The organism is uncultured Lacinutrix sp. (genome assembly GCF_947500325.1).
Taxonomy (GTDB): domain Bacteria; phylum Bacteroidota; class Bacteroidia; order Flavobacteriales; family Flavobacteriaceae; genus Lacinutrix.
The window spans coordinates 325,155-348,895 of record NZ_CANMRQ010000004.1; the positions used below are offsets into that span (position 1 = coordinate 325,155).

Genomic DNA, 23,741 nt, shown 5'->3' on the forward strand with positions numbered 1-23,741 from the left:
CCTTACATTTTGTGTAAGGCTAAATTGCTATAATTATATATTTTAAAGAGGCTATTTCTCTGCATAAACACCAAGGCTAATAACGGCATTATTACTTGCTTTAAACTCTTCTAATTCGTTAGGACTAACATAATTTAATAATACATCATCTGGCATATCTACAACTCTTTCTTTAGTGATTTTAATATTTTTAAAACCAGCATTTTTTATAGCTTGTATATAATCCTCTTGTTGCAATGCACCTGAAATGCAACCAGCATACATTTCTGCAGCATTCATAATACCATTTGGCAAAGTACCTTGTAACACAATATCTGACATGCTAAAGTGACCTCCAGGTTTTAATACACGATATACTTCTTGGTAAGCTTTTGTTTTGTTTGGAACTAAATTTAACACACAGTTACTAACAGAAACATCTATAGAATTGTCTTTTAAAGGAACTGCTTCAATTTCTCCTAAAACAAAATCTACATTATTATAACCTAGTTTTTGCTTATTCTCATTGGCTTTTTCAATCATAGCTTCAGTCATATCTACACCAATGACATGGCCAGAATCGCCTACAATTCTTCTTGCAACAAAAACATCATTTCCAGCGCCAGAACCTAAATCTAATACCGTATCTCCTTCTTTAATTTTAGCGTGTTCTGTTGGAATTCCACAACCCAAAGCATAATCTGCTTCTGCTTCATAGCCATCTACATTAGAGTAACTCTCACTAAGCGACCAATCTTGTGCTGGTGAACCACAAGCTGTTGGTCCGCAACCACAACCTGCTCCAGAGTTAGCTACTTTTGTATAAGCTTCTTTTACGTGCTCTTTAATTTCTTGTGACATATTATATCTATTTTAAAGTGTTTTAATTTAATTTTCACTCTATAGACGGCAGCTTAAAAAAAAGACGCAAAATAGTTAATCACATGATTGGTTACAATTATCGTCTGTATTGAATTTCTTACTATACCCTTTTGGTTTATAATCAAGAATATCACCATAAACATCAGTAGAAATATCACAGCATTGTTCACAAGTAGATTTTAACATCTCTCTTGCCCTTTGCACTCTAGATTTTAACCCTGAATAAGAAATATTCAATCTTTCTGCTATTTCCTTTTGGGGAATATTTTCAATGTCAGATAATATTAATGCCTCTTTATATTTTTGAGGTAAAGAATCTATTACTGGACGAACACACTTTGCTAGTTCGGATGTTAATTTCCTGTCATTAATTTCATCTTCTTGAATTGCAACAGATGGGTTATAAAAGTTGACATTTCTAAAATGATTAATAATTTCATTTCTAGTAATTTGATAAATCCAAGAGACTAATTTTTCTTTATGCTTTAATGTATCGCTTTTAGAAAACACTTTTAAAAAAACGTCTTGAACAATATCTTTTGTTAGCTCAGAATCCTTAACCTTACCATTAACAAAATTGGTTAATCGGTCATTCATTTCATTCCAAACGTGTATAATTTCAGTATTCATAGTAGTAAAAATAAATCTTTGATTTATTTAATAGACGTAAATAATTTAAAAAGACGCAAAAATTCTTTTTTATTCTAATCCCATATGTCATAACATTTGAATTAAAAACTACTTAATATATTTTTCCTCTATTAAGATTCCGCTTTTTTATAAACCATAAGTTTTGGCATCAATCTTGATTATATAACAATGAACAAAACGCCCCATTATGAAAAAAATTACTAAAAAAGCATTATTATATACAGCTATACTATTTATTGGCTGCATATATGCACAACAAGAAAAAGGAATCACAGGAACTGATAATTGGCTCAACTCTTGGACAGAGTTTAGGCCTGATAAAAACGATTATGGTAAACCTACACAAATCTTAACTGGTACTATTACACAAGACATTAAATTAATTAAGAAAGAAACTTATTTATTAATGGGAAGTGTTTTTATAGCTAATAATGCAACTCTAACTATAGAACCAGGAACTATTATTATGGGAGATTATGAAACAAATGGTTCTTTAACTATTAGTAAAGGTTCTACTATAATTGCTGAAGGTCAAGAAACAGATCCTATTATTTTTACATCTAACAAAAGTGCTAAGAAAGAGGGAGATTGGGGCGGTTTATTTATTCTTGGTAATGCACCTATAAATAAAATAGGTGACGCATCTACTGTAGATTATGGTTTAAAACCATCGTCTAATACAGATATTAGTTATGGTGGGAAAAATCTTGAAAGCAATTCTGGAATTTTAAATTATGTAAGAATAGAATATGCGGGAAAAAGGACTAAAAATTATGGTTACTTCAATGGTCTTACATTAGCAGGCGTTGGAAGTTCAACCATATTAGAAAACATAATGGTTAGTTACTGCAAAGGAAATTCTTTTAATATAATTGGAGGCGTTGTTAATTTAAATAAACTAATCTCTTATAGAACAAAAAGTAATGATTACGAATTTAATCAAGGGACTCAAAGTAAAATAACTAATTCCTTAGCCATACGCTCTCCTTATGTGTCTGGAGGGAAAGGCTCTAAAAGCATGTATATTTCATCTTACAAAAGAAAGGAAGATACAGACTTTTCTAAACCATCTACAAGTGTTAATGCAAGAAATATAACATTAGTAAATATTAGCAATAATTTGGCTTCAGATATTAAAATTGGCTTAGTAAAAGAGGCAATATATATAGCTAAAGATGCTTCTTTAGATATGAATAAAAGTGTTGTTTCTGGTTTTAGTCCTGCAGTAATATTAGATAATAAAATTACACTAAATGATGAAAATCTAAGTAAAATAAAGTTTAGTGAAATGTATTTTAATAATTGTAATGGTAATATTTTCATCAAAAACCAATCTAACAATGAAGATTTAGAAAATTGGTATGGTAATACCGCATTCTTTAATGTATATTCTAAAGGTTTAGATTCTGAAACATTTATTGATTCACAGAACATTAAAAGTCCTGATTTTAGATTAAGTATTAATAAAATTATAGCATTAAAAGAAGATTAGTGTTCTTTTAATTTAGAATGTAATTCTTTAACTATAAATATTTCTATCGTGCTCCAGAGAGCTTATATTTCTTTAGATTCAAAAATCATTAAAAAGAACATTTTATTATAATTTAAAATAGTCTAAAAAACTATATTCGCGCCATGTGGATGTATTTAGGATTATTAGCAGCGCTCTTTTTGGGATTACACAGTTTATGCAAAAAGCATGCTGTACAAGGAAATGAGGTGTTTCCTGTGCTTTTAGGCACTGTGTCTAGTGGTTTTTTATTTGTAGCAACATTCTATCTACTCTCTATTTTTTATCCTAAATACGCCTTAGACAATGGTTATTATTTTCAAGATATTTCTTGGCAGATACATGGATTTATTTTCATAAAGTCTGTTATTATGGCAAGTTCATGGGTTTTAGCTTATCAAGCCTTAAAGCATTTACCAATTACTATTGTTACACCAATACGTTCTGCAGGGCCATTTTTTACTTTTATTGGTGCTATTTTAATCTACAAAGAAAGTCCTAATTTATATCAATGGATAGGATTCTTTTTAATTATATTTTCTGTGGTTCTATATTCTAAAATTGGAAAAAAAGAAGGTATAAATTTTAAACGTAACAAATGGATTTTTGCAATTATTGGAGCTACATTTTTAGGAGCCAGTAGCGGTTTATACGATAAATTCTTAATTCAAAATTTAAGTTTAAATCCACAAACATTGCTGTTTTGGTTTTGTTTATATACTATACTAATTCTACTAATAATCTTAACCATTACCTGGTTCCCTTATGCTAAAAAACGTCAGGCATTTAAATTTAGATGGTCTATTATAGCTGTTGGAGTTTTATTACAAGCTGCAGATTATTTTTATTTTAAAGCTTTAGAAGATCCAGATGCATTAATCATGTTACTATCTGCTATAAAACGCAGTCAAATACTAATTGCAGTAGTTATAGGTGGAATCTTATTTAAAGAGCAAAATAAACGCAAAAAGTTAGTGCCGCTATTAGGTATTATGACAGGTGTGTTTTTAATTTTGTACTCATAACTTAAATTAGTTATTATAATACCATGTCTTTCTGGACACCTTCTTTTTGTATATATTTATAAATCAAAAGCTTCAAACTATATTTCCCTAAGTATTATTTAAAAAGTAATTTAATTGTCGTCTAAAGTAACTATCAAAAATTAAAGGTAATTATGTGCTATTTATATTTACTAAATTTGATATTATTAACACTAAATACTATTTGAAAGCTATTACTAAATACTGGTTTTTAGAAGATTTCAATCTTTTAAAAAAAATAGGAAGACTCAATATGATGAAGATATGTGAGGTTTTGGAAATGGAAAATATTGAAAAAGGAAAACCTATTAAACTTAAAGAAAAGCATAATAATAGTGTGTTTTTTCTAAAAAGAGGTAGTGTAAAAATTGTAAACACTACAAATGACACTGTAAAATATATAGTAAAAAGAGGAAATATTTTTGGAGAACTTGCACTCTTTGATAAAGAAGTCGCTGCTCAAGAAGTTGCATATGCTATAGAAGATTGTATAATATGCTACATCGAATCTAAACAAATGGAAGAGCTTATGCAAAAGCATACATCTCTTAAAAATGGTGTTCTTAAAGTTTATGGTTTACGGATAAAAAAGTTAGAACGAAGACTTCATGATCTACTATATAAAGATAGTCCAACTAGAATTAAAGAATTTATTACCGATTTTATAGATGAGTTTGGAGAAATTGATGAAACAGGTAGATTAGTTGCAAAAAACCTCTTATCACATAGAGAAATTGCGAATCTTACTAATACATCAAGACAAACAGTTAGCAATGTATTAAGTACTATGCGAAAAAAAGGAATCATTAATTATGATATGAAATCGATATCTATTAATAAACCTCAATATTTAAAAAAATAAATCCAACTAAAACAATTAAGTATGAAAAAACCAGTAATAATTGCTAAAATAAGTGAGTTATCAAATAAACAACCTGTACATGCATTAATAAATGGACTAGATTTAGTTATAGTAAAATTTGATGAAGCTATTTCTGTGCTATATGGTAGATGCTTACACAGAGGCGCATTAATGGCAGATGGACATGTAGATGGACACAATCTTATTTGCGGTGTTCATGGTTGGGATTATAGAGTAGATTCTGGAGTTTCTGAATATAATAATAAAGAAGTATTACATAAATTTTCTACCAAAATTGAAGGAGATGATTTATTTGTAGATGCATTCGAGATTGATGCCTATTTAGCAAACAATCCTCAACCATTTAATCGTGATGTCTATTTAGGAGCTTATGCAGATACACATCCAGAAGAGACAGAACCTTATACTGGCTATATTAAAGAACTGGCTCAAAATGGATTAAAAAACCTTGGACATCATGGATTTTCTGCATCAATGGGTGTTGATAGAAACACATTACCAAAATGGAACGATATTCAATTCCTTCCAGCCCAATTAGCATCTAGACCTTTATTAGATCATGAAAATGTTATAACCAAAATAGTTATTGGACCTAATGCAAAGAAACCATTAGAATTAGATATGCCACTTTTCGTGAGTGATATGAGTTTTGGAGCATTATCTCGTGAAGCCAAAATTGCATTATCAAAAGGTGCTCAATTAGCCGGCACAGGTATTTGTTCTGGTGAAGGTGGTATGCTTCCAGAGGAACAAGCAAATAATTCAAAGTATTTTTATGAATTAGCATCTGCTCAATTTGGGTTTTCTTGGGATAAATTAGATAATGTACAAGCCTTTCATTTTAAAGGAGGACAAGGTGCAAAAACGGGAACTGGCGGACATTTACCAGGTAACAAAGTAAGCAAAGAAATTGCAGAAGTAAGAGGCTTAAAACAAGGAGAAACAGCCATTTCTCCTGCTGCAAATCCTAATTTTCATTCTGCTCAAGATTTTAAAGATTTTGGAGATAAAGTTAGAGAGCGTACAGGAGGCATTCCAATTGGATTTAAGATTGCTGCTAGCCATATAGAAAAAGACATTCAATTTGCCTTAGATGCAGGTGTAGATTATATTATTCTAGATGGTCGTGGAGGCGGAACTGGCTCTGCTCCTACTATACTAAGAGATAATATTAATGTTCCTACAATTCCTGCATTAGCTAGAGCTAGGAAATATTTAGATAAAGTTGGTGCTACAAATGTTACATTAATAATCACTGGTGGTCTTCGTATTGCAGAAGATTTTGCAAAAGCTTTGATGCTTGGCGCAGATGCTATTGCAGTATCTAACTCCGCATTACAAGCCATAGGGTGTTTAGGTATGAGAGCTTGCGGAAGTAATAATTGTCCTGTTGGAATTGCTACACAAAAAGAATCATTACGTAGTCGTATTATTATAAACGAATCAGCAAAACAATTACATAATTATTTTAGTGCAACAAATGATTTAATTAAGGTAGTTGCTAGATCTTGTGGTTACAATAACATAAATAAATTTAATCAAGATGACTTGTCTACATGCAATAGAGACATGCATTATTTAACTGGAATAAACTATGGAGGAATAATACAATAATTATATTAACATAAATCATCATAAATGTTTGAATCTTTTAGTATTATATTCACTATTTCTGCTCTTTTTAATTTTATAAACTACAAATGGTTTAAACTTCCAACTACAATAGGTTTACTTATATTAAGTTTAATATTAATAATGTTAATAACATTAAGCCAAACTATTATTCCTGGATTTTATAAATTCTTTTGTAACATTATTGTTAATGCAGATTTCAAAACACTATTACTTGATGGTCTTTTAAGCTTTATGCTCTTTGCGGGAGCGTTGCATGTTAATATTGGAGCGTTAGCAAAAGAAAAAAAATCTATTTTATTGTTCGCGACGATAAGCGTCCTTATCTCTACTTTTATAGTTGGAGGCTTAATTTATTATGCTTCAAAATTAGTCGGTTTAGAATTACAACTTATTCATGCATTATTATTTGGAGCATTAATTTCTCCAACAGATCCAATTGCTGTTATGGCTATTCTAAAAAAAGCAAATATTTCTAAAAGTCTTGGTATAAAAATAGAAGGAGAATCCTTATTTAACGACGGTATAGGTGTTGTTGTTTTTTCAGGGATTTTATTAATAGCGAACGCAACAGGAAAAAATAATCAATCAGAGATTAGTAGAGAAATTGGAAGCCTATTTTTAGAAGAGGCTATTGGCGGTCTTATTTATGGATTAATTATTGGCTATATAGGATTGCAATTCATCAAATCATTAAAAAACAATCCTCATTTATCTGTTATAATGAGTTTAGCAATTGTTATTGGTGGTTATGCCGGTGCTTCTATATTACATGTTTCTGGACCTTTGGCCATGGTTGTTGCAGGTATATTAGTCGGTAATAAAATTAATATTAATGATAATAAAAATGATGTTCAAAAAGCACTCAACGAATTCTGGGAGATTTTAGATGATATTTTTAATGGTATTTTATTTGTTCTCATTGGGCTTGCTATACATTTACTAAACTTCAATAAAACATATCTAATATTAGGAATTATAGCCATTACAATAGTACTTTTTGCAAGAGTAATTTCTGTCCTTTTACCTTATTCCTTACTAAAACATGAAGAAAGTAAGCCTCTTAAAACTATAGCTATATTATCATGGGGCGGATTACGTGGCGGTATTTCAATAGCGTTAGCACTTAGTTTATCTGACGCCCTTTCAGGAGAATTGATTTTATATATTACTTATGTAGTTGTACTATTTTCAATTATAGTACAAGGCTTGAGCATTGGTTATATTGTTAAAAAAATATATTCTTAAACTAGGTTAACCTAAATAATTTATAGGGTTTTCTCTGGCAATAAGATTAAAGTCTTCGTCATTTAAATTCCCTTTAGTTTGTGCTAAAAGGTTTTTCTCTGCTTTATGATTTCTAACGACATAAAAGTCTGTTCCAAACAATACCTTTTTACCTAATTTAGGGTTATTAATAGTCTCCTTTAACAAATTGAAAATCTTTTCGTTATGAAGAATATAACTAATATCTGCATACACATTATCATGTTGTAACAACATACTACAAATTATAGAATACCAATCCACTACTTTCCAACAATCTTCAAGTTTTTTCCAACTAATTGTACGTTCATCTGGAGATTTTTTGAGTTCTGTATCTGTATATAAAAATTCAATCCCGTGATTAGGTTCTGTAGTTAGCATTTTTGAGTAATAAAAACGATCTAACTCTTGATAACGTTCCCATTGATCTTCACCTCCAAAATGTGCAAAGCAAATCTTTAAATGGCTTAAATCTTGTTTTAATTTAGTATTGGCATCTGTATAACCGAATATAGATTTAATTTCATCACTACATTGTCCAACATGTATACGTAATAATTCTTCTTTAAGCAAAACCAAATAATTTAATGGATGCGTAAAGTTTAAAGAAAAATCAATGTTTTTCTTTTGAGACAAGATAAGATCCGACAACTTTTGATCTCCTCCTAACCTTACATATTCTTTAAATATAGGATGCGTATCCCATACTTTCTTTTTCTTTCCTCTATAAAAAATTGTTCCTTTAATACAATGTGTCATTATTGGAATTTCATTATCTGCAGCATATTTCCATAATGGTAACAAAGCTTCATCAAAGGCATAATATCCTAAGGCAGGATAAATTTTAAAGCCGCTAAACTTTTTATCCTCTATATATTCTTTTATAAAACAATCTTCAAGTGTTACTTTTCCACTAGAGTCAAATTTATATTTAAGTTGATTCGAGTCTTCTAGAATACGTCTAGGCTCAACAAATACAAAAGGCAAAAATTCATCAGGATGATCTTCTTTAATGTCTGCGAGTTCTTTCATCTGTTCTGGATAACTACCTTCTGGACTAGCTGGACCAGCTCCCATATATTCCATATCCATAGGTAATACAATAAATTTTGTTCCTGAAGGATATTGATCTTTTAATCTATTATAAATCCCTAATTGTCCTTTATACATTGCAAATCTCCCCATAAGCATATAGCGATCAATTAGATCTTTTGCCATTTTCCCTGGTATTTTTTTTAACAAACTGACACTCTTTGTTAAAATAGTCCATAAAAGTTTTCTCCCAGATCTAACGAAAAAGGTAACAATGGCTACAGCAATAACTTGTTGCCATAATGTTTGAAGAGGTATTATTACATTGTTATTTATTAACCAATTGTATGCTACTCCTACCCATTTTTTCCACCAAACTGTAGACATTGCATCATTAATACCTAGCCAACTTAAAAGAGCAAATACTGCATGTAATGTAAACCATAGTCCTACTATATATAATAGCGTTTTTATAAATGTATTACGTTGTAACCATACAGCTCTTTTTCGTTTTTTCCATTCTCGTTCACGATAAGGATCTATATATTTTCTGTTTTTTCTATCCCTATACCAAGTCGCTATTTTAATAATTCGTGGTGTACTTAATAGACGGTCTAATGGGCTAAACACAAATGTTCTTGCAAGATACGGAGGCACATGTTTTCCTTTAAAAATATGTGTATGGCAATTAATAATTGGTTTTTCTTCTTTAGCTATAGACATAGTAATATATATTGAAATTTTACAAAGTAATCTTTATTCCTTCTTCTCCATTAGGTGGATAAGTTGTAGTATAATTATGTTGTGTTTTTAAAATATTTAAATCCCATATTTCATTAATATCAGATTTATAATTAAATATTAAATGAGCTCCATCTCCTGAAGATTTAATAATGCGAGAAATTGTATCTGCCTTTGGATGATGAAAAGTAGATCCACTTGTAGATATCACATAATTTCTACAGTTCAATTTTTCTAAAAGTTCAGAGTTTGTACTACCAGAACTTCCGTGGTGTGAAATTTTAACCAAATCTAAATCTATCTTCTTTTCTGGGCTAATAACATTTAATGCTTGTAAAACTTGAGAAGGAAATGCGTCTCCACAAAAAAGTATTTTAGTCTCTTCAAATTCAGCTAAAAAAGCAATACTACTACCATTTGCTACCGAAGTATCTTCATTAAATGGTGTTTGTGCTATAGCATCAATATTCGGGATTTCTGTAGCTCCAAAGCCTTCATCATCGTCTAGGATATCGTCTTCTATAAGAACTCCTCCGGGAATCATACCAGCATCTTCTACTTCTTTAATCCACTTAGGTCTAAGTTTCATTAAGTGTTCTGCTGTTGGAGATAATAGCGTGAGTTTCATTCCTCCAGGTATTTCTATTTCTGGCAATTCATCAAGATTCATAACAACTGCACCGCCATTAAAAGCCCCATTCCATGTAATAGTATGTTTTAATATAGATTCTGTGAGTCTTTCTGCTTGTTTTGCGCCAAAACTCTCATCTTCTTCCGCTTCTTCTGGCAAATGTTTAAAAGCATTAAACCAAAAATCCTTTATCTTAAAAGGTAATTCATCCTCATCTTCCAAAAGCCCCAAGATACCTGCAATATGATCTTTATCAATATGTGTAACGACCATTAGATCAAATGAACGTTGATCCTCTGGTAATTCTTCAATTCTTTTTCGAATGTTATGTCGTGTACCTGCAGTACCTCCATCAATTAAAATGCGATGTGTAGTTTGATTGTCTCCATATTCTATCCAAATGCAATCTCCAAAACGAGCAGGTAAGAATTCTAAATTTATCATGATTTATATTTTTTTCGTCCCATCCTATATTGTTTTATTTCATCTTCAAGATTAAGTTTAAATTCACCAGTATCAATTATTCCTTTATCTACAGGTATATTTAATTTTTTGCTCATATCTTGAAGTGATTTAAAAATTTCACCTTTTTCACTTAAAATTGAACCAGACTTTGACATTTTTAATTTCTCTGGAAAAGATTCTAATGAAAAGTCCATTGTATTTTCTTCAGGTACTTCTACATCATCCATAAGAACCTTAGTTGGTACATTATAAATAAATGCAAGGCCAAATAAATCTTTTGGAGTCCCTTTTTTAGATTTTTTAGAAGGTTTAACGGGATGCTCTCCATTAAAAGTAGTTACTGTACAGTTCCAATCGATCGCTTCTACATATCCATATACCATTTTTAATGCTTTTTGCACTAGCTCGTCATTAGGAAGTGTATCACTCAACATTCTTAGACCATCCCATAACAACCTAAACCCTTCGGTATAAATTGGCATACCACGTTCACATGCTTCCAAAAGACGCGCTCTCACTTCTTCTATATTTACATTATTAGCATACTGGCCTTGTTTAATTAATTGCCATGCCCAAATAATTGAGCCATCTGGCATCCACTCCATCCAATTTGCTAAATTTCGTGCCCAATCATGCAAACGATCAAAATTTTCTAAACGCAATAAATAATATGCACCTATAGCGGCTGAACACGGATCTTGCATTTTACCTTGCAATAAATTTTCTGCACTACTCTCTTTTAAATTAGAATGCTCAAATAAATTTTTAGCTTTCTCTACTGTATTATTTTTTAAAAGAGTAAGGATCGTCTCTGCTTCCCAATTAGGAGAAGCTATAACCACTTCTAGTGGATGTGTTAATGCTGATGGTCCTGTATTGGGTCTTATTAGACATTTTAACTCCCTGTTGGGTGGTAAAGCCACAAAACGCCATGGTATGTGTGGACCTCCAACTTGTAAAAATTGAAGCCCTCTATTAATAAATAATGTATAGCTCACTCCTTCTTCTGTCCATGAACTAGAATCTGAAATATTAAGTTCTTTTACTGACCATTTATTACTATCTAATTTCCACAATCGAATCCAAGACCCCAAATATTTAGAATTTTCAAGATTACTAGTTATAGGTGATTTAACCATTTTACGAGACAAATGTGCCCAATTATGACTCTCATGAGGGCTAATGTTTTCAAGTTGAAATACTACATTTGTTATTATTCTATTTTGAATCTTTGCTACTTTCTTTAATTCTTTGCCAGAAGGAAAAACTACTAGAATTACATAAACTCCGGCTCCTAATTCCAATGTTTTATGACTTTCCCCTTTTAGCCAAAAATCTTCAACAATGTCTAATTCTGTATTTAGAATTTTAATACGCTTGGGAATATAAGTAACTTCTCCTCCCTGATTTTCTATTTCTATTTCTAGTGTCCCCATTATAAACAGTCTAAAGATTTTTGAGTAATTGGTGGTATTACAGGAACAAACTCATTACAATTATTAAATCCATTGTCTTGAAAATTTGCGCTAAGCTCGTATACACCTGCCTGTACATCCAGCTTCCATGGTTCAGGCTTAGGTTCTTGTCTTGTTTCTGTAGTATTATTATTTAAATTTGTACATCTAAATGCTGCTTTAGCAATAGCTTCTTTTGGATTACATGATATTGATAAATGCGCCAAAGGTGCGGTATCATGTTTTAACAATGTTATTGGCGTTCCTAAATTATTAATAAACCGCTGCCGTTGTTCTTGTCCAGGTTTAACAATCCCTAAAATATCATGAATTCTACTAGCAACATCTGCTGTTTTCACCAACCAATCTCCATCTTGTTTATTGGCCGCATATCCTTTAAATGCCTTTAATAAGGCCTGAGTAAAATAAGAAGGTTTCTTTTTAGGACCATGAGCACGCTCGTTATGAGCAGAAGATTTAATCGTTAAATCATGTTGACAATCACTAACATTAAAATTAGGAATATCTAGAGGAATATCTGGTAAATCAAAATTGAGCATAGTCCCTGTAACTTCTCTACAAGAATCTATAAAAAAACATTGTGTTTTTGCCCTACAACTGTGGAATGCTCTACGTGTTTTATCAAAAGCAAAACTACCTAACCAAGGTAAACCTGGATTTTCACCAAAATCTTCAGCTAATAAATAATGATCCATTTTTTCTACTCCATGTCCACAGTAAAAAAAAATGGCTACATTATCTTCATGTGTATCACAGCGAGTTTTCCAGTTATTATATGCTGTACGAATATTATTGATCGTTGCAGGTTCAAATACTTCCCCGTTTTTTCCAGGATTTGGATCTTGCGGCGCTGGTGATATTAAAAGTTCTACACTTCCTAAAGGTTGTTGAAAATGCACACCTGTATGAGAATTTATTTCAAGGATAGCATCTCTAAATTCAAGAGCTGATTTTGGCGGTGATGTAAGTTGTTTTAATACTCCTATTTGATTAAAAGATTGTGCTCTTTCTTGATTGCCTCCCGATAAAAATTTATATCCTCCAACTCCTATTATAAAAACATGAACTTGAGGATTTGTATTATTTATATTATCGAATATTAACGCCATAATGCATTTATTATTAAAAATATTTATTCATACTAAGTAATTAGTACAGGTAATATGACAAATTGTATTAGTTCTTATACAAGAATTCAATGATACTATGAAATATGATGCTACAAAATACCCTATACTGGGTATTATATCTTTTAGGGAGAGTAAATAATAAACTAATTTATAGAAATTAAGATACAATTCCTAAATACTAACCTACTATTAATCAATGTTTTATTTCATTTCACTTTCATTTAATCTAATCCTACTGTTTTTAAAAACTTATTAGAAAACACCTCTTGCATCTTTGAAGACAATAACTTTGCTCGTTCATCTTTCCATTTTTCAACTTGATTTTTGTACATATGGTTTACTAAATTTGGAAATTTCCAATCGCTATTTTTGCCCCAATGAATAGTAAAAGGAATATTATTTTCTTTTAAAACTTCTATCATACGTCTAGAGTATTCTTCTAAACTCATTATTCTCCTTGTTTTTTTCCAAAGTACACCATCTATTTCAATCATACAGGTTACTGGAAACTTTGTAAACCCAAGTGTTGCCTTTGTTTGTTTTACAAATCGCAAAGCGAATATACCTGGTATTGGTCCTTCATCTCGAGTTAATTTTCCAAGAAGACTCATTGCCTTTTGGGAGTCTTTATGATGAATACCTAGAGAACAAGCAAAAGCTGGCCCTTGATATGGTGCGTCCCAAAATATTTCTTTAAGCATACCTGTTGTTTCTTCATCTACTTCTGGTAAAATAGTCTTAGTTAAACGTTTAACTAACCAAGGGATGCTTTTAGGAAAGTTTTCTGCTAGTTTAACAAAAAGGTATATTAAATCTCTATATAATGATTCTTTAATAATAGGAAATGGGTCTGGATACGGTTCTTGGTATGGTTTTTTGTACATGACTTCCACAACACAATCTGGCTCATTATTATATTGATTAACAAATATTTTATAATGAAAAGGGCGTTTACCTTTTCCTTGTGTATCTATTTCACCAGGAATAGTAAAGGTTGAATTTTTAAAATCCATGGTACTAGCAAGTTCGAAAGCTAATTTCTTACTTATCTTTTTCACGTAACGCTTTATTAGAAATATAGGCTCTGCTTCTATTACCACGCCATGAATAAAACCAAAACTACCTAAACTAACCAATGCTGCATAAAACAAATCATCGTTTCGGATAACTCTAGCATTTAAAGTATGTATAAAAGCGTCTTTTAATGCTGGTTTAGATTCTGGTTCAACATATATAATATCTTCTGGGTTTGGGCCTATAATTAGATTTAAACCTACTACATAATCTTGAACAGATCCAATATCTAAGCCTGCACCATGAACTCCTGTAGAAATACAGCCCGCTATAGTTTGCCCATTACTTGCTCCACTAGTTTTTAATGATTTTCCATTCTCTGCTAAAGTTTCTGATATTTCTTTAATAGTGTTTCCGCATTCAAACAAAAATAAATTTGTGGGATCATAACTATTATTATCATGACAATCGTTTACATGAATAGGCATTGAAATGTTCATGGCGCCATTAAAATGCATTCTATCTTTTTGATTAGCAATATTATTCATTGACCAGGCCGAACCATAGGCTCGAAAACCTTCATTTGAATCTTGGGCATCTTTTATTAATCGTTGAATTTCTTGCGCTACATCATTATAACGATCAATTTTATTAGGCATTACTCTTTCTCCTTCTAATTTTGTTTGATATAAGAGCTTTAATGGAAATGGCCCATTTTTATGTAAAGTATTCCATTCATTTAATATTTTAGATTTTGTAGTTGCCATACTTAAAATTTAGTTTGAAGGTTTTTCACATACATATTTAATTTTCACTTTTCGTTTATTTCCGAAAGTAATAGCACTTAACAATATACCTCCAAAAGTATTTCTATATTCTAGAATATTTATTTTACCAGATTCACAGGCATCACTTTCTTTTATAATGTAAGTAAAGTCTTTTGATGTTAGTTTTTTATTGAGAACAGTATCTATTTCAACTACGTCCATCCCTCTATAATAATCATCTCTCTCTGAAAAAGGATCAAGTTGAGGTGCGCCATTAACGTTTCGCACTCTTATAGAATAACAAGATGTAAGCATGCAAAAACTAATTATAAACATGAGGTTTTTTATCTGTTTCATAATAAATTTACTAAAGATTATCTTCTATATTTATTTTAAGGTTATCCACCATTGTAGTGAATAATGAATAAGATTTTCTTTTCTTGTGATGTAACGCCATAACCAGCTCCCATTTTTATTTTAACATTTATAGTATACCCATTGTAAATCTTCAAGTTTTGTAAGATGCCCTTTATCAAAATCACTTTTTTCTGCTTTATATAATTCATGTCCTAATTGATGCTCTTTTGGAATACGAACATCTTTTTTCCATGAATCTCCTTTACCACAAAAAAGTTCACTTCTCTTTATTTTTTTAAAAAGGTTTCCATCTATATTACATACCGTTGAATACGGAAATTTACGTAATGGATTATGTAACACTCTGTAATTGGTATACTCAAGGAGGTAGTTTGAATATAATATACTTTTAGCTTCAAATTTTTCTAATTCCTTTTCAGGAATTTTAGGGATTTCAATAATAAAATCCTCAAAAAACATATTTGAATACCCCATACCTAAGAATTAACTGTAATAAAACAACTTAAATGATACCATAAAAACATTTCCATCAATAGGAGTTTTTATAGAAAAATCTACTAAATATAATTCTTGTACGGGAGAGATTAGACACTGTAGATCAAGCGCTTAATCAAATATAGGGAAATTATTTCAATATTTATAATGATTATACTAGTATTCAATGTATTACCATAAAGCATATATAAATACTAAAAACCAATAAATATATCTAAATCATTTATTTATAAATTAATTAAAGACAGTCTTTGAGTGGAATTACTAAAAAATTTGATGGTTGTTTTATAAAGAATATAAATTATTCTTTTTCTATTTTTTTATAATTAATAGATCTTAAAATCCAAATCCCATTTTAAAAGCCAAACGCATACCATCATCACTATTAAATGCAGATAAATTAGCGGTCATCATATTTGCTAAATTTACAAACACACCGCCGCCAAATGAGGTGTTCCAGTCATTTTTATTAAATGTAGTATCAAACACTAAATCATTGTCTATCCATATACGCCCATAATCTGCTCCTCCAAAAACGCCAAGTTTAATTGGAAGTAATCCTGTTTTGAGACTCATAAAATTCCATCTTACATCTGTAGATTGCACAAAGGCACTTTTCCCCGTAAAACGCTCGTTTCTATATCCTCTAAGCCCTGTATTAGCACCTAAAGTAGCGCCTTGATAAAATTCAAAATCATCACCAATATTAATATGTGCTTTCAAGTCTGTTGCTAATACTAATTGTCCATTTGGAATCAATTTATAATCAAAGCCTAACTCTGGTATAATATAACCAAAGCCTTTACTGGTATCTACATTATTTTTATAACCAATTTGTAAACCTACCTGCATGCCAAGAGTTGGAAAAGCGGCATTATCCTTGTTTTCAAAATGATACATTGCATCTACACCATAAAAATCTTGTTTATCAAATAGACTTTGGTTTACAGGAACAACATTTACAACACTATTAATATCTATTGCATCATCTAAAAAACGTCCAGCTGTTCTATCAACCTCATTAGATTCATAAAAGATACCTGCTTTAAAATAACCGCCTAACGCTCCTCTCCAAATAACAGAAGGCATTGCTTTAAAGGTGCGTATTTTTACACGATTATAATCTAAATCTGTATCAAATTCATCGTCTCCATTAGCTTCAAAATTAGGAGTACTATTACCATAGCCAAAAAAGTTAACAGCATAATTTGGGCTATTAAAATGTGCATCTATCCCTAAATTTAAGTTATTAAATACTTTTGCAAACTCGCCTATATAATTTAAATCAAAACCTTGTGTTGCAAAATAATATGCTGCAGAAAGTGTATGCTTAGAAGTAAATGGATTACGCTCAAAACCATAAGCTGTATATGTGTTACTAACACCAATTTTAAAACCGTCATCAGGATTAGACCCAATTGTTGGAACAAATTGATTTGTGTTGTTCTTCAATTTTTTATAGTTGTATACATTGGTTTCATAATCGTCATTTAATCTAAGTTTTGCTTTTTTTGCTTCAGCGACATTATTCTTTTTAGATTTATAATCGTAAACTGTTATTTTACCTCCTTCAGGAATAATATAGGTGTCATTATTTTGACCTCCAATTAATCTAATTTTAATCTTATTATTTTTTCCTTTAGCTTCAAATACATCATCATCATCTAAACCGTAGATCCAAATTTCCTTAGTATACTTGTTAGTATAAGTACGCTCATGAAACACATCACTCTTTTCTCCTTTTTTTATCCGTTGGCCAATAATTCTAACTTCTCCATTATCAAGACATTCTATTGTAAAATAATCATCTTTATTAGTGCCTTTAATAACTGAGAATTTATTTACTAAATTATAATATCTATCAGATATTGCTTGGAGATTTGCACGTCTTGCTTTTAGTTTTCTTTTAATATCATCAACATTATGATCACGTACTTCTTCAGGAAAAAACAAGAATGCTTCTTCAATAACATCATCTGTAATACCTTCTTGAATCGTTTTAACTTGTGCATCCCAAACTGCTTTATTTGCTATTTGAATAAATTCCATATCCAAAGGATACGGTTCTACATTTACTCCTTTTACATCCACCAAATCATCATCATACTTTCTAAGTAATCTAGCAGTAGGTATTAAAGCTACTCCTGCACTTAATAAAAAACCATCAGACATAATAGAAAATGCTTGATCTCTATCTCTAGGTAGTGGACGATATACTTTTTTACCGTTTTCTTTAAATTCTATCCAACGCCATTGATCTTGGTGTCTATCCCAATCTCCAATAAGCATATCAAATAAACGTGCTCGAATATATGATGCCTCATCAATAAGAACGTCTTCGTCTTTGTGAATTTTTTTCATCACATCATCTGTACTAATAATCTTGTCTTGAAAACCAAAACTAGCTAAGTCACTATGTCCTTTGGACGTATGCTCTTCAATCATATATAATTCATCTCCAAATTCATTATTATAATCACCTAAAGCATTTTGTTTTGGAATATAATATAGTATTGGATTAGTATGATATACACCTACAGCATCAGATAATGTTCCAATGGTAAAAGGCGCATAAGGATGAGAACCTGCAAATACATCAAGAATTAAACTTTCTGTTCCTGTATTATCAAACTGTCCTTCAATATATTGATCTTTAAACATAACGGCCTGTAAATACTGTACCGCATTTTTACGCAGTGCACGCATAACGTATTGTGCTCCATTTTTATCTTTAAGACGTAATGATTTTGATTGATTTCCACCACCTTTTTTCACAATAGTCACTCCTCCATATAAAGTATCTAAATTAACTGTAGGTGCAGAAACCTTTGTACTATATAATTTTCTATAACGATCACCCCACAAAAACTTATAGAACCCAGATTTATCGGTTTCTTCTTCAGAATAAATAGAAGCTGCTTTTTCTTTTGGGAAACTATTAGGATATGTTGTTATTGATTTTTTTGTGTTAGGCTGAAGTACTTCTGTTTCAAAAACTACTTTATCATCATTTACTGAATAAAATCTAACATATGATGAACCATCTTTAAACACATCTAATCGCGCATATCCTGAAGTTCCATATGAAAATTGTCCGCCACCAACATTACGTGTTGCAGATACTTTAGAACCCGAACCACTTACAATTTGTCGTAAATTATCTTCTATTAAATATTGTAAGTTATGCTCATGACCAGATACAAATACTACTTTCTTATTTTCTTGAGAGATAGTTACTAATCGCTTTTTAAATTCGTTATAGCGTTTATTTTGTAAGTCTGCATTAGAGATACCGCTTGTTTTTCTAATTACATTTTTTAATGTTCCTAAAAGAGGAAGCGGTTTCATATGATCACCAAAAGTAAACTGACCGCCATGAGAACCATTTGTATACATTGGATGATGCAAAGCTATTATAGTAATTTTACCTCGTGACTTTTTTATTAAGCTTTTATATTCATCAAAAAAACTATGTCTAGTTTTTATATCGCAATTATCATTTATTGTAGGATGATTATCCCAATTTGTAATATACCAATGGCTATCAATAAGAATTAACTCGATATCATCAGACACATGGATATTTTCTATTGGACAACCATTTTCTGGTAAAAACGTATTTTTCCCAATTGCATCTTCAATATATTTTTCTTGACGCTTTAAACCTTCTACTCCATTACTATACCAATCGTGATTTCCTGGAATAAAAATAGTTTGTCCTTTAAAACCTTTAACGACATTTGTTTGTACGTTAAGTTGATGTTCAGCAAAAGCTCTGTTTTCATCATTTTTATTTGGCAATCCTCTATCATAGATATTATCACCAAGAAAAATAGCTGTGCTATTTTCTGAAGCTTTGCCTAATTCCTTTTTAAAAGCTTCTAATGTTTTAGAAACTTCTCCAATTGGCGAGTTACCACCATCTCCTATTAAATAAAAAGAATGTTCTATATTACTATTTGGCAGTGTTGAATCTATATTAGTGTTTTTATATTGTGCTTTAAATGTGGCACAAGTATTAAACAAAAAAAGAGTAAATATTACTGTGAGGGTTTTAAATGGTTTGATCATGAATAGTCTTATTTAATCTAAATATAATCATACAATTTTAAAAATATAAATTTTCACAACTAACATTACATAATTAATATCTTACTTTAATTTTTTAAAAGAATTTATAATATAGTTTTCTATAATTATTGCGGAAATTATTATCAAATAAATCTACTAAATTAGAGATTTCTAGCAATGAGAATGCTTGATTTTTTAAAACATATTATTTTAAATGTGAGCGTTTTACTTTTCCTTTTTTAAATGGTTTATTAGAATCATAAATAAATTTCGTTTTTGTATAACCTCTATACTCGACCAATTTATTGTTTATACCATAATGAGCAAATTCAATATTATTACCAAAAACATCAAACTTATAACGATCATAAGCTTTACCTCTCGATAACATTAAATCTCCATTAATATTAATTGTGGCGTATTTAATACAATTACCATTCTCATCATATTCTATTTTACCTCCAGCACTTTCAAGAAAAGAACCAATAACAGGTTCTTGGTTAGCATTATAAAAGCGGAAACCTATTAGATTAAAATTCTCATCATATTCTGCTTTATCTAATGCTATACCAGTTAAATCATCAAAATCATTAATTAAATTTCCATTTTCATCTATATTATTCATAGAAATCAATATTCCTTTTTCTGTATATTTATATAGTGTTGTCATAAAATAATAGTATGGTCTCATTGAAACATAATTACCTCTTTTGTCTTTACGCTTTTCAATTATATCAAAATCATTTGTTTTTTTCCATGTGTACTCAGCTATATTCCATGTGTTATTAGTTAAATCACCTGTTTTGTCATAGAATTTAACGCCAATTTTCTCCCCTTCTTTGTTATACTCATATACTTCCTTATAAACATTCATTGTATTATTACATTGAACACCTTTTGAATTATAAAATGTTCTAATCTCTAAATTTCCAACATATTTTATAGCCGTTTTTGAATATATATTTCTAAAACCATCCATGATACCTGCTCTTCTTCTATTAATTTGTTTATCTCCAAATAAGTATTCAATAAGAATAAGATTATTACTAGAGTCATAAGTTAATTTATAGTGATTTTCTTTTTCTGTTCTTTCTTTAGGTATTTCTATTCTACCTTTAATGAGTGAATATGGAGTTTCTCTAAACACTAAATGTTTATAATATTTGTAAGAATTATCTTGAGCACTTAAATTAATAGTTAATACTAAAGCTAATAAAATTATAGATTGTTTCATGATAAATCAATTTAGATACAACAACAAATATAACTAAATAATTAGTTTAAACTAATTATTTAGTTATCACATATATTAACTGATAAAATTAATGCATTTTATAAATTTATTAAAAATCGCGTATTTGAGTAATTATACAATAATTTTTGTTTTACGCGATTCTCATGGATTTAGCAATAAATAAAACTAATTTAATTCTAATTTGTAACCAACTCCGTGGACGTTTGTTAATTTAATAGAATCATCGTCTTTGAGTTTTTTTCTAAGTTTAGAGATATAAGTATCTAAACTTCTTCCAACAAATACACCATTATCTTCCCATACTCTTTTTGTTAATTCATCACGCTTAATAACTTGATTAGGGTTAGCAACAAAAATTGCAAGTAACTCACATTCTTTTTTAGATAAACTAATCTCTGTAGCTGCTTTAACTAACTTATTTTGTTCAGGATAAAATTGAAAACTCCCTATAGCTGCATATTTTATATTATTTTCTTCTTGTTTTATACCTTGTTTTTTTGAAGTGTAGAAAAAATCTAATATAATAAATAGAATCACTAGACCTATTATATACAATATTGTTTGTAGATTTAAATATGAGCTCGTTCTTTTTATAAATTTCACTTTAATAGTATAGCAAGAATTGGGTAAAAATCGACCTAAACAAGGAATAATTGTACTTTCTTCATCTACAGTAACTATATAACTATATGCTACTTCACCATCTATACATTGCAAAACTTCAACACGATAGCTATTGGGTAATTTTGATTTTTGAAAACTGTCTTGTATAATAGAAACTAAACTAATAGGTTCAAAAGACAGACTATTATTAAAAGACAATAAAAATTCAGACGGTTTTAATTCTTCTACAGGCAAAATTAAAGATTTGGTATCTTTATTAGTTAATAATAATTGGTGCCCAACTTCTCTTAAAGCAACTTTTACTGTTTCCGTAAATCCTTCATTATTCTCTCTTGAACTTAAAAATAGTCCTAAAAAAAATAATATAATAATTAAGCTACTATATAGATAAACTTTTTTCTTACTCATAACGCTGTAAAGAACATATAATTTAATGACTTTTTACAACCGTTGACACTTCTTTTACATTTTTTTGACATTTTTTGCCATTGCTAAATCTAGTTTTACTTAAAATTTAAAAACATAAAAATAATATCATGAAAAAATGTATTTTATTACTAGTTATTGCAATTTACTCAACAGCAAACATTTATGCACAAGAAAATTTAAAAATTAATAGTTCTAAAAGCGAACTAAAATGGTCTTCAGATTACACTTTTTATTTTGGAGGTCATTATGGAACTGTACAATTTAAAGAGGGATATTTTATTAAAACTAATGAAAAAATTACTGGCGGTGAATTTATTATAGATATGAATACTATAATAAATACAGATGGCGATTATAGTGAAGGTCTTGTAAACCATTTAAAAAATGATGACTTTTTTGATGTTCCAAAGTTTCCAACATCTAAATTAGTTATTACTGAAGTTAATTATTTAGAAGTTATGCTTTTAGAGGTTAAAGCTAATCTTACTATAAAAGGCATTACATTACCTATTAAGTTTAAAGCTGAAGTTAACTATGAAAAATTAGAAATGACTACTAAATTCAAGATCGATAGAACACGATGGGGAATCAATTTTAATAGTAAATTAAAAAGTGACGCTATCTCTGATGCCATAGTTTTTGAAGCCATATTAAGTCTATAATTTTAAACACATTACATTGGTATTGCGTTTATTAGTAGAAATTTAGTTTAGTAACTAAATTTATTCTTTAAAAGATTATAAAATATAATTCTCTTGAAAGCTGCAGCTTTCAAGAGAATTAAAATTATTAAGGATTTTACTTAATATGACATCCTAGACCACCATATTGAGCTGGTGTAGAATTACAAATAACAGTATGGCTATTTGACAATTATTCTAGACAAATAAGTAACATTGATTTTTACTTTTTAGTTATAAATCTAAGAATTCCTCAAAACCAATGGCAATGCAAAAAAACAAGAGAGATAGTATTCTAGTTGAGATGCAAGTTCTATTAAGTGAAATCATTCAATAATGTATAATTTGGATTTCAAAAATAGTAAATGTTTAATACGCATGTAAGCCAATATAAAACTTTAAAAATAGTTTAATAAATTGCAGTCATTTCATTTAATGTAAATTCTACTACTGCTCCATCTGTGGTCTTCATATATTCCGTTAAATGAGGATTACTCATGTGTTTTTGCCATAAACTTCGGTTAACCCAGTTCTCATAAAATAAAAACAAATTTGGATTTTCATTATCTTGATGCAAATCATAATTAATGCAACCTTCTTCTTCTCTTGTAATTTCTAAAAGTTTTAACAACTCAAATTTTACTAGTTCCCTTTTGTTTTCTTTTGCTAGAATTCTAGCTACTATTGTTAAATTACTGCTCATATCTA

At 29.8% G+C, this 23,741-nt stretch carries 19 protein-coding genes; 6 read left to right on the forward strand and 13 right to left on the reverse strand.

Annotated features, from left to right (window positions below):
- Window positions 1–51: 51 nt before the first annotated feature.
- Window positions 52–840, reverse strand: coding sequence for an arsenite methyltransferase (arsM, locus tag Q0997_RS07880; protein ID WP_299887047.1), 789 nt, complete (start codon window positions 838–840; stop codon window positions 52–54).
- Window positions 841–915: 75 nt separating this feature from the next.
- Window positions 916–1,491: an RNA polymerase sigma factor SigZ gene (gene sigZ, locus Q0997_RS07885; RefSeq protein WP_299887050.1), complete on the reverse strand. Its 576-nt coding sequence runs from the start codon at window positions 1,489–1,491 to the stop codon at window positions 916–918.
- A gap of 208 nt (window positions 1,492–1,699) precedes the next feature.
- Here sigZ and Q0997_RS07890 point away from each other — a divergent pair, with 208 nt between their 5' ends.
- The 5 genes from Q0997_RS07890 to Q0997_RS07910 all read left to right on the forward strand — a co-directional run bounded on the left by Q0997_RS07890 (window position 1,700) and on the right by Q0997_RS07910 (window position 7,828).
- Window positions 1,700–3,004 carry a hypothetical protein gene (locus Q0997_RS07890; RefSeq protein WP_299887053.1) on the forward strand — a complete coding sequence of 435 codons (1,305 nt, stop codon included), beginning with the start codon at window positions 1,700–1,702 and terminating at the stop codon, window positions 3,002–3,004.
- Window positions 3,005–3,147: 143 nt separating this feature from the next.
- A complete protein-coding gene (locus Q0997_RS07895) occupies window positions 3,148–4,047 on the forward strand; it encodes an EamA family transporter (RefSeq protein WP_299887054.1) in 900 nt (299 codons plus the stop codon).
- A gap of 202 nt (window positions 4,048–4,249) precedes the next feature.
- Complete coding sequence (locus Q0997_RS07900; RefSeq protein ID WP_299887057.1) at window positions 4,250–4,927, forward strand: Crp/Fnr family transcriptional regulator; 678 nt, start codon at window positions 4,250–4,252, stop codon at window positions 4,925–4,927.
- 21 nt (window positions 4,928–4,948) lie between these two features.
- The gene (locus Q0997_RS07905; RefSeq protein WP_299887060.1) at window positions 4,949–6,562 is read left to right on the forward strand and encodes a glutamate synthase-related protein; all 1,614 of its coding nucleotides are present in this window, start codon (window positions 4,949–4,951) and stop codon (window positions 6,560–6,562) included.
- Window positions 6,563–6,586: 24 nt separating this feature from the next.
- Window positions 6,587–7,828 (forward strand): sodium:proton antiporter, encoded by a 1,242-nt coding sequence (locus tag Q0997_RS07910; RefSeq protein WP_299887063.1) that lies wholly within the window; start codon window positions 6,587–6,589, stop codon window positions 7,826–7,828.
- A 6-nt stretch (window positions 7,829–7,834) separates the two neighbouring features.
- Here the strand turns inward: Q0997_RS07910 and Q0997_RS07915 are convergent, their stop codons facing one another.
- The 10 genes from Q0997_RS07915 to Q0997_RS07960 form a co-directional block, all read right to left on the reverse strand.
- The gene (locus Q0997_RS07915; protein ID WP_299887065.1) at window positions 7,835–9,601 is read right to left on the reverse strand and encodes an amidohydrolase family protein; all 1,767 of its coding nucleotides are present in this window, start codon (window positions 9,599–9,601) and stop codon (window positions 7,835–7,837) included.
- A 19-nt stretch (window positions 9,602–9,620) separates the two neighbouring features.
- Window positions 9,621–10,694 carry an MBL fold metallo-hydrolase gene (locus Q0997_RS07920; RefSeq protein WP_299887068.1) on the reverse strand — a complete coding sequence of 358 codons (1,074 nt, stop codon included), beginning with the start codon at window positions 10,692–10,694 and terminating at the stop codon, window positions 9,621–9,623.
- Window positions 10,691–12,151, reverse strand: coding sequence for a hypothetical protein (locus tag Q0997_RS07925; protein ID WP_299887071.1), 1,461 nt, complete (start codon window positions 12,149–12,151; stop codon window positions 10,691–10,693). Before Q0997_RS07925 ends, Q0997_RS07920 begins: the two co-directional genes overlap by 4 nt.
- The gene (locus Q0997_RS07930) at window positions 12,151–13,299 is read right to left on the reverse strand and encodes a caspase family protein (RefSeq protein ID WP_299887073.1); all 1,149 of its coding nucleotides are present in this window, start codon (window positions 13,297–13,299) and stop codon (window positions 12,151–12,153) included. Before Q0997_RS07930 ends, Q0997_RS07925 begins: the two co-directional genes overlap by 1 nt.
- A gap of 242 nt (window positions 13,300–13,541) precedes the next feature.
- A complete protein-coding gene (locus tag Q0997_RS07935) occupies window positions 13,542–15,101 on the reverse strand; it encodes an FAD-binding protein (RefSeq protein ID WP_299887076.1) in 1,560 nt (519 codons plus the stop codon).
- 9 nt (window positions 15,102–15,110) lie between these two features.
- Complete coding sequence (locus Q0997_RS07940; RefSeq protein WP_299887079.1) at window positions 15,111–15,416, reverse strand: hypothetical protein; 306 nt, start codon at window positions 15,414–15,416, stop codon at window positions 15,111–15,113.
- A 162-nt stretch (window positions 15,417–15,578) separates the two neighbouring features.
- Window positions 15,579–15,953, reverse strand: a complete 375-nt coding sequence (locus Q0997_RS07945; protein WP_299887082.1) for a DNA/RNA non-specific endonuclease — start codon at window positions 15,951–15,953, stop codon at window positions 15,579–15,581.
- A gap of 357 nt (window positions 15,954–16,310) precedes the next feature.
- On the reverse strand, window positions 16,311–20,045 hold the full coding sequence (locus Q0997_RS07950) for a metallophosphoesterase (protein WP_299887085.1): 3,735 nt from the start codon (window positions 20,043–20,045) through the stop codon (window positions 16,311–16,313).
- Between the two features lie 205 nt (window positions 20,046–20,250).
- Window positions 20,251–21,279 carry a hypothetical protein gene (locus Q0997_RS07955; RefSeq protein WP_299887088.1) on the reverse strand — a complete coding sequence of 343 codons (1,029 nt, stop codon included), beginning with the start codon at window positions 21,277–21,279 and terminating at the stop codon, window positions 20,251–20,253.
- 186 nt (window positions 21,280–21,465) lie between these two features.
- Window positions 21,466–22,332: a winged helix-turn-helix domain-containing protein gene (locus tag Q0997_RS07960; RefSeq protein WP_299887091.1), complete on the reverse strand. Its 867-nt coding sequence runs from the start codon at window positions 22,330–22,332 to the stop codon at window positions 21,466–21,468.
- Between the two features lie 128 nt (window positions 22,333–22,460).
- On the opposite strand from Q0997_RS07960, the gene Q0997_RS07965 reads away from it, so the two are divergent.
- Complete coding sequence (locus tag Q0997_RS07965) at window positions 22,461–23,015, forward strand: YceI family protein (protein ID WP_299887094.1); 555 nt, start codon at window positions 22,461–22,463, stop codon at window positions 23,013–23,015.
- Window positions 23,016–23,442: 427 nt separating this feature from the next.
- On the opposite strand, the gene Q0997_RS07970 is transcribed toward Q0997_RS07965, so the two are convergent.
- The gene (locus Q0997_RS07970; RefSeq protein WP_299887097.1) at window positions 23,443–23,736 is read right to left on the reverse strand and encodes a putative quinol monooxygenase; all 294 of its coding nucleotides are present in this window, start codon (window positions 23,734–23,736) and stop codon (window positions 23,443–23,445) included.
- Between the last annotated feature and the right edge of the window lie 5 nt (window positions 23,737–23,741).